The sequence below is a fragment of the Actinomycetota bacterium genome (assembly GCA_019347575.1).
Lineage (GTDB): Bacteria > Actinomycetota > Nitriliruptoria > Nitriliruptorales > Nitriliruptoraceae > JAHWKY01.
In genome coordinates this window covers 21669-35583 of sequence record JAHWKY010000029.1, presented here as the reverse complement: position 1 = coordinate 35583, position 13915 = coordinate 21669, and the positions used below count along the sequence as shown (strand labels likewise).

At 71.4% G+C, this 13915-nt stretch carries 12 protein-coding genes; 4 read left to right on the top strand and 8 right to left on the bottom strand.

Going from position 1 to position 13915, the window contains the following annotated elements:
* Positions 1-11 precede the first annotated feature (11 nt).
* Positions 12-953: a hypothetical protein gene (locus KY469_17110; protein MBW3664821.1), complete on the bottom strand. Its 942-nt coding sequence runs from the start codon at positions 951-953 to the stop codon at positions 12-14.
* A gap of 1 nt (position 954) precedes the next feature.
* Positions 955-2469 carry a long-chain fatty acid--CoA ligase gene (locus KY469_17105; protein MBW3664820.1) on the bottom strand — a complete coding sequence of 505 codons (1515 nt, stop codon included), beginning with the start codon at positions 2467-2469 and terminating at the stop codon, positions 955-957.
* Positions 2470-2646: 177 nt separating this feature from the next.
* On the opposite strand from KY469_17105, the gene KY469_17100 reads away from it, so the two are divergent.
* The 3 genes from KY469_17100 (at position 2647) to KY469_17090 (ending at position 5649) form a co-directional block, all read left to right on the top strand.
* Positions 2647-3543 carry a sugar phosphate isomerase/epimerase gene (locus KY469_17100; GenBank protein ID MBW3664819.1) on the top strand — a complete coding sequence of 299 codons (897 nt, stop codon included), beginning with the start codon at positions 2647-2649 and terminating at the stop codon, positions 3541-3543.
* A 185-nt stretch (positions 3544-3728) separates the two neighbouring features.
* A complete protein-coding gene (locus KY469_17095; GenBank protein MBW3664818.1) occupies positions 3729-4370 on the top strand; it encodes a sigma-70 family RNA polymerase sigma factor in 642 nt (213 codons plus the stop codon).
* A 118-nt stretch (positions 4371-4488) separates the two neighbouring features.
* The gene (locus tag KY469_17090; protein ID MBW3664817.1) at positions 4489-5649 is read left to right on the top strand and encodes a hypothetical protein; all 1161 of its coding nucleotides are present in this window, start codon (positions 4489-4491) and stop codon (positions 5647-5649) included.
* A 116-nt stretch (positions 5650-5765) separates the two neighbouring features.
* On the opposite strand, the gene KY469_17085 is transcribed toward KY469_17090, so the two are convergent.
* The 5 genes from KY469_17085 to KY469_17065 all read right to left on the bottom strand — a co-directional run bounded on the left by KY469_17085 (position 5766) and on the right by KY469_17065 (position 10193).
* A complete protein-coding gene (locus tag KY469_17085) occupies positions 5766-6827 on the bottom strand; it encodes an acyltransferase family protein (protein MBW3664816.1) in 1062 nt (353 codons plus the stop codon).
* A gap of 38 nt (positions 6828-6865) precedes the next feature.
* On the bottom strand, positions 6866-7927 hold the full coding sequence (locus KY469_17080) for an NAD-dependent epimerase/dehydratase family protein (GenBank protein ID MBW3664815.1): 1062 nt from the start codon (positions 7925-7927) through the stop codon (positions 6866-6868).
* 91 nt (positions 7928-8018) lie between these two features.
* Positions 8019-8804, bottom strand: a complete 786-nt coding sequence (locus KY469_17075; GenBank protein MBW3664814.1) for an SAM-dependent chlorinase/fluorinase — start codon at positions 8802-8804, stop codon at positions 8019-8021.
* Positions 8805-8806: 2 nt separating this feature from the next.
* A complete protein-coding gene (locus KY469_17070; protein ID MBW3664813.1) occupies positions 8807-9004 on the bottom strand; it encodes a helix-turn-helix domain-containing protein in 198 nt (65 codons plus the stop codon).
* Positions 9005-9026: 22 nt separating this feature from the next.
* The gene (locus tag KY469_17065) at positions 9027-10193 is read right to left on the bottom strand and encodes an acetoin utilization protein AcuC (GenBank protein ID MBW3664812.1); all 1167 of its coding nucleotides are present in this window, start codon (positions 10191-10193) and stop codon (positions 9027-9029) included.
* Between the two features lie 132 nt (positions 10194-10325).
* Here KY469_17065 and KY469_17060 point away from each other — a divergent pair, with 132 nt between their 5' ends.
* Positions 10326-13100: a cell wall-binding repeat-containing protein gene (locus KY469_17060; protein MBW3664811.1), complete on the top strand. Its 2775-nt coding sequence runs from the start codon at positions 10326-10328 to the stop codon at positions 13098-13100.
* Here KY469_17060 and proC read toward each other — a convergent pair.
* Positions 13097-13909, bottom strand: a complete 813-nt coding sequence (gene proC, locus KY469_17055) for a pyrroline-5-carboxylate reductase (protein MBW3664810.1) — start codon at positions 13907-13909, stop codon at positions 13097-13099. The two genes, KY469_17060 and proC, sit on opposite strands and share 4 nt — an antisense overlap.
* Between the last annotated feature and the right edge of the window lie 6 nt (positions 13910-13915).

The window sequence follows — 13915 nt, the reverse complement described above, 5'->3', positions numbered from 1 at the left end:
TCCCGGCGCCATCACGCCGCAGTCGACCGGCCGGTCCGGCGGAACCCGGCGTACATGATGGTGACACCGATGGCGAGCCCCAGCGCGTTGCCCGTGGTCTCACCGAGGAACGACAACGCCCCACCCGCCCCGGCGACCGCGACCCCGAACGCGATGAGGAGGTTGCCGGCGACGAGGTCGCCCCCCTCGCGGTCACGGGCACGCCACGCCAGTAGGAGGGCCTCGACCGCAGCGGCGAAGTGACCGACCAGCGAGCCGGTTCGCTGCCGTCGCACGCGGTCGTGCTCACGCTCCGCTGCGGTCGGCCAGGCGACGTGCAGCGCGGACGCGACGGCGGCCACGATCACGATCGTGGCTCCGGCCGTGTTCGCCCCGAACGCCAGCCCTCGCGGCAGCGCCCCGAACAGCTCGCGTCCCTCGGGCAGGCCGACGTCGACGACGGCACCGTTGAGCCCCGCTGCGGCGACCACGGCGCTCGCCAGACCGGTCAGGGCCACGACCACCACGGCGGAGAGAGCCACCGCGCCCTCGTCCGCGAGCAGCAGCGCGGTACCCCACAACCCCGCGATGACGGCCCCGATCAGGAAGACGGCTTCCGGCGTGTCGCTGGCGGCGGTCGCCAGCAGCCCGCTCGCACCGGCGATCAGCAGCGATCCTGCACCCGCTGCGCGGGTCACGGGTGTGCGTCGCGCGTTGATCTGGACCGTGCCGAGCGCCAACCAGGGCACGTTCAGGATCGCCCCGAAGAGGTAGAAGGTGCGGAAGGTCGGTTCGCTCCAGCCCGACAACGTGCCGAAGGCGAGCGCCGCGGACGCGATGCAGAACATGCCGAGCGAGATCGCCCACGTGAGCAGCGAGAGAGTCCGACGTCCCCCCGCGACCCACCGCCGTACCAGCGCGACGGCGAACGCTCCGCTGACCGCCGTGGCCAGGACGCTGGCTGCCCCAGCCACCTCAGCCTCGGTCGCGCAGCGCGCCCCGACGGACCTTGCCCGTGGCGGTGTGAGGCAGCTCGGACACGAACTCGACCGTCTCCGGGCACTTGTAGCGGGCGAGCTCGCTGCGGGTGAACAGCGCCAGGTCGTCCTCGGTGACCTCCGCACCCGGTCGCACCACGACGTAGGCCTTGACGGTCTCGCCGGTGTAGGGGTGGGGGACACCGACCACCGCGCACTCGTCCACGGCAGGGTGACGTTCGAGAACGCGTTCGACCTCGCGGGGGTAGACGTTGAAGCCGCTCACCAGGATCAGGTCGCGCTTGCGGTCGACGAGGTAGAGGTAGCCGTCGTTGTCGCGGGTCCCGATGTCGCCGGTCAGGAGCCAACCGTCCTCGGTCAGCACCTCGCGCGTGGCATCTGGATCGTTCCAGTAGCCATCGAAGACGTTGTCGCCCCGGACCCACACCTCACCGGGGTCGCCCCGCTCGACATCACGGCCCTCGTCGTCGACCACGCGGATCTCGACGCCCGGAAGCGGTAGGCCGACGGACCCCGGTCGCGCCTCGTCGCCCATGGCGTTGCTGGTGACGCTCGGAGCCGCCTCGGTGAGCCCGTAGCCCTCCCACACGGTGAGCCCGAGCTCCTCGCGGGTGCGCCGCAAGACGTGGGCAGGGAGCGGAGCGGCGCCGGAGACAGCCACACGGACGCTGGAGAGATCGACCTGCCGTGCCTCGGCGGTGTTCAGCCACGCCACGTACATCGGCGGGGCGCCGAGGATCACCGTCACGCCGTGCCGCTCGACCTCCGTCAGGGAGCCGACCGGGTCGAAGCGCTCGACGAGGACCATCGTCGCACCGACCCGGACGGACGCGCCCAGCCCCACGTTCAACGCGTAGATGTGGAACAGCGGCAGGACCAGCAGGACCGTGTCGGACGGCTCGATCCGGAGGCGACCCGCCAGCGACTGGTCCTGAGCCGCCGCGAGGTTCACGCGCGACAGCATGGCCCCACGGGGAAGGCCGGTCGTGCCCGAGGTGTAGACGAGAGCCGCGAGGTCCTGGGGACGTCGGTCCACCGGCTCGTACGGGTGGCCGGCCTGCACGAGCTCGGTCCACGAGGCATCCCCTGAGCCGCTTCCCACGGTGACGACGTGCGTCAGCGTGTCGAGCCGTTGCCGGAGATCGACGAGCGTGTCCGTCAGGGCCCCCATCGCGATGACGACGTGGGCCCCCGAGTCACCCAGGATGTGTTCGAGCTCGGGGGCCTGCAGTCCGGGGTTCAGGGGGACGACGGCAGCACCCGCACGCAGCGAGCCGAAGTGGGCCTCGACGAAGGCCGGCGTGTTGCCCAACAGGAGGGCCACGCGATCGCCGGGGCCGACCCCGAGGTGCTGCAAGGCGCCCGCCGCCGCGTCGACCTGGTGGTCGAGCTCGGCGTAGGTGACCGCGCGGTCCTGCCACCGAAGCGCGACCGAACCCGGCGATCGGCGCGCCGTCGCGGCCAGGCGGGCGGCGAGGTCGGGCTCGGGCACCGGTCGGACTCCCCCACGGGAACAGAACGACGCGAGCGTAACGGTCGCCTCCCACCTGGACAGATCGTGCTACCGCTCCGCTACTTGAGCACTCAGACCGTGCTACCGCTTCGCTACGTGAGCACGGACGGTGGCGCAGAGAGAGGCGGGGAGGGGCGGGGGGTAGGCTCGTTCGCGATGGGACCTCTACGCCTCCTCGCCTCCACCGGCGCCTTCTTCGCCCGCCCCCTCGACTGGGCCTTCGGGGTCATCGCGGAAGCGGGCTTCGACGGCGTCGAGCTGATGGTGACCCAGGACCCGGCCAGTCAGGATGCGGAACGGATCACCGCCGCCTCCCGGAAGGAGGGGGTGGCGGTACCGGTGCTGCACGGGCCCTTCCTGCTCCTCACGCGCCGCGTCTTCGGATCCGACCTCGTCCAGAAGGCCCGCACCTCGCTCGACCTCGCCGCCGAGGTCGGCTCCGACCTGATGGTCGTACACCCACCCTTCCGCTGGCAGCGCAACTTCCACCAGTGGCTGATCGACGAGGGTGACGCGATCGCGGCGGAGCTCGGCACGAGGGTCGGGGTCGAGAACCTCTACCCGGTGCCGCTCGCGGGGCGGTCGGTGCGACTGCACAAGTACACCGAGCCGGCCCACCTCGAACCCTTCCGCGACATCGTGTTCGACACGAGCCACTTCGGCGTCACCGAGGTGGACATCGTCGAGGCGTGGCGCGAGCTGCACGCATCCACCGCCCACATCCACGTGTCGGACAACCGTGGTCAGGGTCGTGACAGCCACGCCCCGCTGGGCCACGGCGTGCTGCCGCTCGCGTCCTTCCTCCACGACGTGACGGCGACACCCGGCTTCTCCGGGTCGATCACCCTCGAGCTCGACTGCCGCCGGTACCTCGATGACCGCTCCGCGCTGGTCGGTTTCCTGCGCCAGGAGCGCGAGAAGTGCGTGGCGCTGCTCGACGGTGCCCCGGCGGAGGAGGTCCTCGGCCGACCGGACCGGCCCGAACGGGCCACGGGGTCGGGGCAGGAGGTGGGCACCCCGGAGGAGAAGAAGACCACCCAGACGGGGGCCTGACGTGCCTGTCTGGCCGACCTACGATCGGAACGACAGCGCCCCAGCCGGGGCGGTGCAGAGCTGAGGTCCGGCGTGCGCACCGGCACCGCGATCGCGATCGTCCTCCTGCTCGCGATCATCGTCGGGGCCGCCGTCGTCCAGCTCATCGCTGCGGGGCGGTAGGCCACGCAGGAACGGGACACGTAGTGGAGACCGAGACGATCGACCCGCAGGTCATCGATCTGGTCGCACGCGCCCAGGCCGGCGACAGCGCCGCTTTCTCGAGTCTCTACGACCTCTACGTCGACCGCGTGTTCGGGTACGTGTACCGCCGCGTGCAGGACCGCCCGACAGCGGAGGACCTCACCAGCGACGTGTTCTTCCGCGCCTACCGGCGCTTGGGCAAGTTCACGTGGCAGGGCGTGGACATCGGGGCGTGGCTGATGACGATCGCTCGCAACCGCGTCAACGATCACTTCAAGTCGGCGCGGTTCCGACTCGAGTCGACGACCGACGAGGTCGCCGAGCCCGACGTGACCGGCGATGACCGCCCCGACAGCCCTGAGCGGGTGGCGATCGCGCGGGACATGGCCCGGAGCCTGGCTCACGCACTCGACCAGCTCTCCGACGACCACCGCGAGGTCATCGAGCTGAGGTTCGTCCACGGCCTGAACGTCGCCGAGACCGCCGAGGTCATGCAGCGCACGCCGGGCGCGGTCAAGGCGCTGCAGTACCGCGCCAGCCGAGCCCTCGCCGATGTGATCCGTGACGAACCGTCGTTGTCCGACCTGGCCGCGCTCGGTCTGGGGACCGTCCTGCTGCTGACGCGCACGTTGGTCCGCCCATGAGGCGCTCGGGTCCGCGTAACCGACGGGGCGCTCGCTCGTTGACACCCATGTCAAGTACGCGCGAGGAGGGATCCCGCGACCACCGTCACCTGAAGGTCGACCCGAGGATCGCATCGTGATGAGGCGGGGCCTGCCGCCACCCGAGGAGCAGTACGCGCTGCTCCTCGACGGCGTTCTCTCCGATGACGACGTCGGCCCCGAACTCGCCGCGCTCGCCCTCCTCGTACAGCCGCTACGCGCGGTGCCGCTCGCCCCGCCTGACCCCGTCTTCCGTGCCGACCTGCGCCAGCGCCTCGAGCTATCCGTCCCCGTCCCGGGTGTGCTGCAGCGCGTCCGCGATGGCATCTGGGAGCGGACCGCCCGCTGGCGCTACTCGCTGCGCGTCGCGACCGCCTCTGCCATGGCCGCCTCGATGGTCGGGACCGCCGGCGTCGCCGCTGTGGCGCAGTACGCACTTCCGGGGGAGCTGCTGTACCCGGTCAAGCAGGCGACCGAGACCGTCCGCATGGCCCTGGCCGGTGATCTCGAAGCGGTCGGCCGGCTCCACCTCCGCTTCGCGGAGGAGCGGCTCGAGGAGGTCACCGACGGCGCCACGTCCCTCCGCAGCGACCTGCTCGTCGACGCCCTCGCGGACATGGACGAGTCGAGCCGACGCGGCAGCGACGACCTCCTCACGGTGTTCGCCCTGGAGGGCCAGGTTGAGGCCCTCGACGTCATCTCGGGGTTCCTCGAGCAGCAGCGCAGCGGACTGGGGCAGGTCGTGGAGCTTCTGCCGATGGACGTGCAGCCGTTCGCGCAGCGGTCGCTGGAGGTCCTCGCCGCGATCGAGAACCGGGTCGAGGCCGCCGCCTGCGGCTGTGATCCCGATGGCGCCGGCCCCCTCCCGGCACCCCGCGCGTCGACGATCGACGGGGCGGTCTCCGACCCGCTGTCGAACGACGCGGTGACCACGTGCGAGTGCGTCCCGGCGCGAGAACCACGGCCGCCACGCGAGCCGTCGTCAACGCCGCCGGACGACCCGGTCCAGCCGCCGCCGTCGGACGACCCAGCCCCGAGGGAGCCGCCGCGTGAGGAGCCACCGCGTGACGACGACCGCCCGACGCCGCCAGACGAGCCTGATCGGGTCGTGGTGCCACGGCTCCCAGGCCCGCTGGATCCGATCGGTGAGACCGTCGACGGGGTCATCGGCGGGGTGCTCGACCGCACGGGCACGCCCCCACCGCTGGACGGCCCGCCCGTCGAGGAGCTGCCCCCACCGGACCTGACGCCGACACGCTGATCGGCGGGCCCGACGACCTCGCCGAGGCCACGGGCGGAACCGACTGATCCGAGCGGCACACGCACGCGGAAGGCTCCGCGCGAGCGGCTGACGCACGTCCGAGCTGTGTTGCCCGACTAGACGAACACGCCCCGCCGTCCCATGAGGTTGCGGTAGAGCATCTGCTGGATCGTGTCCCGGACCCGGTCGGTGAGCTCGAACACGGCCATCGGGTCGTCGGCCGCGTCGGGGCCGTACTCGCTGGTGTCGATCGGTTCGCCGTACTCGATCACCCATTTGCTCGGAAGGGGCAGCAGGGCGAGCGGCCCCAGCACCGGCAGCGCCAGCATCTGCGCGACGATGGGGAAGTAGGGCAGCCCGAACAGGCGCGCGATCGTCTTGAGGTTGTACAGCAGCGGGTAGATCTCCTCCGACCCGACGATCGCGGTGGGGATGATCGGGGTCTGGGTGCGCAGAGCGACCGACACGAAGCCCCCGCGACCGAACCGCTGCAGCTTGTAGCGCTCGCTCCACGGCTTGCCGACGCCCTTGAACCCCTCGGGCCATACGGCCACGAGTTCACCGCTGGTGAGGAGCCGCTCGGCGTCCTCGTTCGACGCCAGCGTGGCGCCGGTCTTGCGCCCCATGTGGCCGCTGAAGGGCAGCCGGAACACCAGGTCCGCCCCGAGCTCACGGGCGTGACGGCCGGTCTGCTCGTACAGGTCCAGCTTGGTCATGAGCCCGTCGATGGGAAGCGTCCCCGCGTGGTTGGCGACGACCAGCGCGCCGCCCTCGGGGATGCGCTCGGCGCCGATGCTGCGGATGCGCCAGTAGTAACGGTGCAGCGGCCGCACCAGTGGCAGGAAGACGTGGTCGAGGAAGTCGGTGTCGAGACCGAAGGGGTCGACGTCGTAGTCGCCGGTGATACGACGTCGGAGGAAGCCGGCGACGTCGCGCACGTGATCGGTCCAGCCGTCGCCGAGTACCGCCTGCAACCCCGCCAGCAGCTCGATGCCGCCCTCGGGACGTGCCGGCTCCGGCTCGGGGACGTCGGCGGATGCGGGCGGGGCGTCGTCGTCGCTGGGCGCATGTACGCGGCAGAAGCCCGCCTCGACGGCGTAGTTGCGGCACGGTCGACCCTCGTTGGTCAACGCGGCGCAACGCGCCCGGCCGTGCCGGGCGGCGCGCTGCTCGGCCATCGAGATGACCTGTGCTTCCGCGTCGGTGTCCGCCACCCTCAGCCTCCTCTCCGGGAGCCGGCGAAGCGTTCCTGACCATGCCGCTGGATGAAGTCGTACAGCTCACGCTCCCACCGCACGACGTCGTCGCGGTGGACCAGGCCACGGATCCGACGGGTGCGGACGAAGTCCTCGAAGGTCTCGCGGGTGGTGTACTCCGGTTCGTAGCCGAACTGCTCGCGGAGCCGAGCGGTGTCTCCCACCCGACCGAACTGCAGGAACCGCAGCTGCTCCGGCGAGAAGTCGACCCGCCCCGTGCGGCGCACCAACGACGCGACCGCGCTGACCAGCGGCAACGGCACCGGCGCCGGCACACGACCAGCGATGCGGACGCACTGGGATAGGAACAGCGTCCCCTCACCCGCGACGTTGTAGATCCCTGGGTGGTCCTCGGTCACCGACCGGAACAGCACCTCGACCGCATCGTCCTCGTGGCAGAACTGCAGACGCGGATCGAACCCGAGCACGGACGGGATGACCGGCAGCGAGAAGTACGCACCCATCGCCGACTCGACCCGCGGACCGAGGAAGTTCGCGAAGCGGAGGATCGTCAGGGTCGCGTCCTTGCGGCGACGTCCGTAAGCCCGTGCGTAGCCCTCGACCTCGGTCGCGTCCTTCGCGTACCCGCTCTTGGGGGGCACCCGGGGCGTGTTGTCCTCGCGGAACAGCGCCGGGTCGCTGTAGTCGCTGCCGTAGACCGCGGTGGTCGACTTGAGCACGAACCGCTCGACGGTCTGCGACTTCTGGGCGGCCGCCAGCAGCTGCATCCCACCGATGACGTTCTGCTCCTTCATGCGGGTGCGTCCACCTGCGCGACCCGGCGCCGTGAGCGTCCCGAGGTGCACGATCGTGTCGACCTCGGTGGCCGTGATGATGCGGGCGACGAGGGGGTTGCGGATGTCCGCACGGACGAACTCGGTGCGGCTCAGGTCGTGTCGAGGCTCGCGCACGTCGACCCCGACGAGGTAGGCGATGTCGTCGCGCTCCTCGAGACGTCGAGCCAGCAGCCCGGCGAGCGTGCCGGAGATGCCGGTCACCAGGACGCGGCGAGCGTCGACCACGGTGTGGGACCTCCTACGGGACTCGGGGATCGGGAACCGCCAAGTCAAGCAGATACGGCCACGAGCTCCCCCGCCGTGTACGACCGGTCGATCAAGGGCGCAAGACGATGCGGTCGCCCGGCTCGATCCCCAGCTCCGCAGCGGCCGCAGCGCGCGGCAGGACCAGAGCGAGCTGGCCGTCGCTGTCCTCGATGAGCCCGAGATGGTGTGGTTCGAGGTCCCCGAAGGCACGGACCCGATGGGCACGGTGCTCCGCCCTCGGGGTCGTCACCGACATCACGTCTGGCAGACCTGCTGCCGCCGCGTCAGCCGGGGTGGCCGAGAGCTGGCAGTTGCCGAACCGGTCGACGAGGAGCACACGACAGTGCACGGACGCCTCCTCCACCTCGGCGACGGGAACCGTGACCGTCTTCAGATCGGTGATCGGTGGACCCAGCTCCGCAAGCTGCTTCCCGGAGGCGATCCGCGCCGCGGCAGGAGCGAACACGTCGCGGCCGTCGAAGGTGGCCGAGGCGGTCCGGTTCGCCGGGAGACCGTAGGCCTCGATCACGCCACCCAGCTCGTCGGTGGCGGGGAGGAGCAGCCCGTTGTCGGGGCCGACCAGGACATCACCACGGGCCACGGCGAGCGCGATACCCCGGCGGTCGGTCCCGACGCCCGGATCCACGACGGCGAGGTGCACGGCGGACGGGAGGTGAGCAACGGCCCGGGCCAGCAGCAGCGCACCGGTCAGGACATCGTGCGCTGGGACCTCGTGCGTCAGGTCGATCACGCGGGCATGGGGCGCTCCACGCGCCAGGACGCCGTGGCAGACCCCCACGAAGATGTCGCGACGACCGAAGTCGCTGAGGAACGTGACGACGTCGTAGGTCGCCACGATCAGTCCGGGTTCGCGGCCTCGTCGACGTTGACGAGCTGCGCCTGCAGGTACTCGTCCAGAGCCTCGGCAGCCACGCGGTAGTTGCGTCCGACCCGGACCGCGGGCAGCTCGCCGCTGCGGATCAGCCGGTAGACGGTCATGGTCGAGACCCGTAGCTGGTCAGCTACCTCGGCAGCAGTGAGCAGTTCGCGCCTCATGTTGGCCAGTGTACTGCCACGCCTACCGCCGCCGCCCGGCGGCCCACGCCGGGATCCCGTGCCGCGGCAGGATGAGGCGGCGCACGGCCGCGACCGCCTCGTCGGCGGCGCGACGCGCCTGCCGCTCGACGCCCTCCTGGACCAGCCCGGGATCGTCGAAGTCCACCGGTGCATCGCGCCCGGTGCGCTCGCGTGCGAGCTGCTGCCACCGCTCGGGCACCCGGGTCGGGGCGTCAGCGCCGACCATCGCCGCGAACATCGTGGCCCAGGCTCGCGGCACGACCTGGACGATCTGGTAGCCGCCGCCGCCCGTCGCCACCCAGCGCCCACCGGCCGCGTGATGCGCGAGCTCGTGGATGCGCGCAGCCAAGGCGCGGTAGTCATCCATCCGCAGCGCCAGGTGCGCGAGCGGATCGGTCGCGTGCGTGTCGCAGCCGAGCTGGGTCACGAGCACGTCCGGGGCGAACGCGGTGACGAGCGGGACGACGACCTGGTCGAACGCCTCGAACCAGATCGGGCCGGTGGTGCCGGGATGGAAGGGAACGTTGGCCGACGACCCCTCGGCACCGGGTCCTCCGATCTCGTCCGGGAAGCCGGTGCCAGGGAACAGGAACCGCCCGGACTCGTGCAGGGAGATGGTCAGCACGCGCGGATCGTCGATGAACATCTCCTGCACCCCGTCACCGTGGTGCACATCGACGTCGAGGTAGCAGACACGTCCCGCACCATGCTCCAGCAACCAGTCGATCGCGACGGCCGGATCGTTGTAGATGCAGAACCCGGCTGCCCGGTCGGGCATGGCGTGGTGCAGCCCACCCGCCGGGTTGAAGGCGTGCGCGGCTTGGCCCTCCCACATGACCCGTGCAGCCTGCTTCGACGCGGCGCAGACCGCCATCGAGGCTGCGTGCATGTCGGGGAAGATCGGGTTGTCTCCGGGACCCAGACCGTGGACCAGATCGGCGCGGATGCTCGGATCGGCGCTGACCCGCTGCACCGCCTCGACGAAGTCGGGCCGGTGCAGGCGCAGTAGCTCGTCCTCGTCGTACGACCCCGGCGCCACCACCCGCACCGACGGTCCGGTGCTCAGCCCGAGCGCCTCGATGAGCGCGACGGTCAACTCGACCCGGACCGGCGCGAGTGGATGCTGAGGTCCGAAGTCGTACCGGGCCAGGGCAGGGTCCCACACCAGCGCCACCCCAGCCGGTCCGGTCACAGTCACTCCCTCGGTACGTCCGAGGGTAACCACGCCCGCAACCGGGCGCCCGGCTACGACCGGGTCGGGCGCCTATCCTCCTCGCGGTCCGATGCGGGGAGAGTCCGAATGCAGCGTGCGTGGTGGCTCGTCGTGCTGGCGTGCCTGCTCGTCGCGACTCCGGTGTCAGGAGCGTCCGGTGAGCGCGTCGTCGAGCGCCTCGCGGGAGACACACGGATCGACACCGCAGCCGCCATCGCCACGAGGGCGTTCCCCGACGGGGCACCACGGGTGTACCTCGCGCGTGCCGACGTCCTCGCCGATGCGGTGGCGGCCGGGTCCCTGCGTGATGGTCCCGTCCTCTTGATCCCGTCGTGCGATGGGGTTCCCTCGGTGGTGCACCGGACCATCGCGAGGATCGACCCCGACCGCGTGACGGCGCTCGGTGGCACCTCGGCGCTATGTGACGAGACGCTGGAGGCGGTCGCCGGATCCGAGCGGCCCACCGATCGTCTCGCGGGGGCGTCCCGGATCGAGACGGCGGCGACGATCGCACGGCGATCGTTCCCGATGCGGGCGGACAGCGTCTACCTGGCCCGCGCGGACGAACTCGCAGACGCCGTCGCGGCGGGCGCGCTGACGGACGGACCCGTGCTGCTCGTACCGTCGTGCGCCGGCGTGCCCGCGATCGTGAGCGCCGAGATCGACCGACTGGATCCCTCCCGGGTGTTCGCCCTGGGAGGTGAGGCCGCGGTGTGCGAACGGACCCTGGTCCAGGCGGCTCGGGGCAGGACACGCGCGCGGCTGGCCGGCCCCACCCGGACGACGACCGCCGTTGCCATCTCGGAGCACGAGTTCCCAGCCGGTGCCACCGCCGTGTACCTGGCACGCGCCGACGGACTCGCTGATGCCGTCGCGGCGGGGATCCTCACCGGGGGACCGATCCTGCTCGTGCCCTCGTGCGGATCGTTGCCTGCAGCCGTCGCACGTGAGATCGGCCGACTCGATCCGGATCGCATCGTCGTGCTGGGGGGCGAGGAAGCGGTCTGCACCGCGACCGCCGAGCGGACGCGCGACGTCAGGCTCTGTCGTACGGCCGCGCACACGAACCGGGGGCCGGCCACCGTCGGCGTCGCCGTCACCGCGGCCGTCGCGACCCCAGCGGGACCGTGGGTCGTCACCCGTCACCGCGAGCCGGCGGTCGCCGCGCACGTCGACACGCTGACCGGACGGGTCTCGCAGGTCGTGCAGATGCCGACCATCCGCGGCGCCTGGGCGGCGACTGCGCACGCGGGCGCGGTCTACGTCGGTGGCACCGACCACCCCGATCTGTACCGCATCGATCGGGCAAGGGGGGTAGCCCGTCGCGTGGCCCGGGTAGCGGGGGAACGCCAGTTCTGGGACCTCACGACGTCACCCGACGGCCGCATCTACGGAGGGACGTTCCCCGGAGGCGCGGTGTTCGAGTACGACCCCCTCCAGGCCACCACCCGGTCGTGGCCGCAAGTCGTGGCGGGCCAGGAGTACGTCCGCAGCATCGCCGCGACGAGGCAGCACGTGTTCGCCGGGATCGGCCCGGAGGCAGCCCTCGTCCGCATCGATCGGGTCACGAACGAGCAGGTGCACCTCGCGGAGGAGCAGCTGAGGGGCGAGGCGTTCGTCTACGACCTGGCCGTGGAGGCCAGCACCGTGGTCGCCGGCACGTGGCCATCGGGGTTGCTCGTGACCCTCGACACCGAGAACCCCGATGACGTCGAGGTGGTCCGTGCGGAGACGGGCGCAAGAGCGGCGATCAGCACCATCACGCTCGCGGGCCGCGAGGTGTTCTTCACCACGCGATCCGGTCGCCTCTGGCGCTACGACCTCGACACCGAGGAGCTGCGTCAGCTGGCCCATCCGCTCGACGCCGAGGAGACACGAGCGCTGTTCGTCGAGCTCGACACCATCACCGGTGTCGGAGGCTCGGGTGTGATCTGGACCTACGACCGCGCGAGCGGTGCGACGGAGGTCCGAGGACTGGCCGAGATCGGGCTCGAGCCGGGCCCGGAGCCCGCCCAGAGCCTGCTGGTCCGCGGCACCAAGGTCCACGTCGGCGGTCACTGGCAGCTCGACGTGCTCGACCTCGAGAGCGGCCAACGCCACCAGCACCGGGCACCTGGCGAGCCGAAGGTGCTCGCCGCGGCCAGCGACGCTGTCCTCGCCGCGCTGTACCCCGACGGTGAGCTGTGGCGGCTCGATGGCACGGGCAGCCCGCAGCAGCTCACCCTCCGCGTCGGCGACGCCCAGATCCGGCCGCGCGACATCGAGGTCGTCCCTGGCACGGGCCGTATCGTGATCGCCACCCAGCCCGACTACGGTCGTCTCGGGGGCGCTCTGGCCGTCATCGATCCCGGCCGCGGTCCCGTCGTGCTCAAGGACGTCATCCCCTGGCAGGGAGTACGAGCACTCACCAGCGACGGCGGGGTGCTGCTGCTAGGGAGCGAGATCTGGGGAGGGATCGGCGCCGAGCCCCTCGCGCGCGAGGCCGTGGTCGGGGCCTACCGCGATCTGAGCGCGACGCCGGAGTGGGACCTCGTGCCGGTGCCGGGGGCCACGGCGATCGTCGGCCTCGAGGTCGTGGACGGACACCCCGTGGGCGTGACGGACGGTGGAATCGTCTTCACGATCGACCCGTCCGTCCCCGAGGTCGTCTGGCGCGTCGACGTGGGCGCCAGCGTGAGGGCCATGACGGTCGCCGACGGCTACCTCCACGTCGCGACCGCCGCCGGCGTGGTGCGGGTGAACCCGTGGACGACCGTCACCGCCACGGTCCTCGCCGGCGACGCGACCGCGGTCGCCGCGCGCACCCGGGGATGCGGGCTGGTGGCCGTGGTGGACCGCGACCTCCTAGTCGGCCGCGTCTAGTGGGGGCCGGCGAGCTCCTCGCTGCGCCGCTTCGCGGCCTCGATGGCGTTGAGGAAAGCGGCGCGGACCCGCGCCTGCTCGAGCTCACGCACGGCGGCGATGGTCGTCCCGCCCGGCGAGGTGACCATCTCGCGCAGCTCGACCGGGTGGCGGCCGGTGTCCCGGAGCATCTTGGCCGAGCCGACCATGGTCTGCACGATCAGGTCCGTCGAGACATCACGGGGCAGTCCGAGCAGGATCCCGGCGTCGATCATCGCCTCGGCGAGTAGGAAGAAGTAGGCCGGACCCGAGCCCGACAGCGCGGTGACGGCGTCGAGGTGCTCTTCGGCCAGCCGCAGGACGCGACCGACGTGGCTGAGGATCTCAGTTGCGACGTCGAGATCCGCCTCGGTGGCGTGGCTCCCCGCCGTCACGACGGACATCGCCTCGTCGACCTGGACGGGGACGTTACTCATGACCCGGACCACGGGGATCTCGTCGGGTAGGTAGCGCTCGAGCGCGGACGTGGGGACCCCGGCGATCACGCTGATCACCGTCTGGCCCGCGTGGAACGCGCTGCCCACCTGCTCGAGCAGCTGGTGGATGGTCTGGGGCTTGACGGCGAGGACGACGACGTCCGCGGCCTCGATAGCGGCGACGTTGTCGGTCGTCGCGGAGACGCCGTAGGTCTCGTGCAACTCGTCGCAACGCTCCGTGCGCCGAGCGGTGCAGACCACCTGCGCCGGTTCGACCCACGCGGACCGCAGCAGCCCGCTGAGCAGCGCCTCGCCCATGCGGCCCGCCCCGATGATGGCGAGCGTTCCGTCCACGTCGAC

What these genes read in the sequence shown, in the direction of transcription:
- KY469_17070 (MBW3664813.1), bottom strand. Translation starts at nt 9,004, where the DNA reads ATGAGGCGCGAACTGCTCACTGCTGCCGAGGTAGCTGACCAGCTACGG.
- KY469_17100 (MBW3664819.1), top strand. Translation starts at nt 2,647, where the DNA reads ATGGGACCTCTACGCCTCCTCGCCTCCACCGGCGCCTTCTTCGCCCGC.
- KY469_17085 (MBW3664816.1), bottom strand. Translation starts at nt 6,827, where the DNA reads ATGGCCGAGCAGCGCGCCGCCCGGCACGGCCGGGCGCGTTGCGCCGCG.
- KY469_17060 (MBW3664811.1), top strand. Translation starts at nt 10,326, where the DNA reads ATGCAGCGTGCGTGGTGGCTCGTCGTGCTGGCGTGCCTGCTCGTCGCG.
- KY469_17090 (MBW3664817.1), top strand. Translation starts at nt 4,489, where the DNA reads ATGAGGCGGGGCCTGCCGCCACCCGAGGAGCAGTACGCGCTGCTCCTC.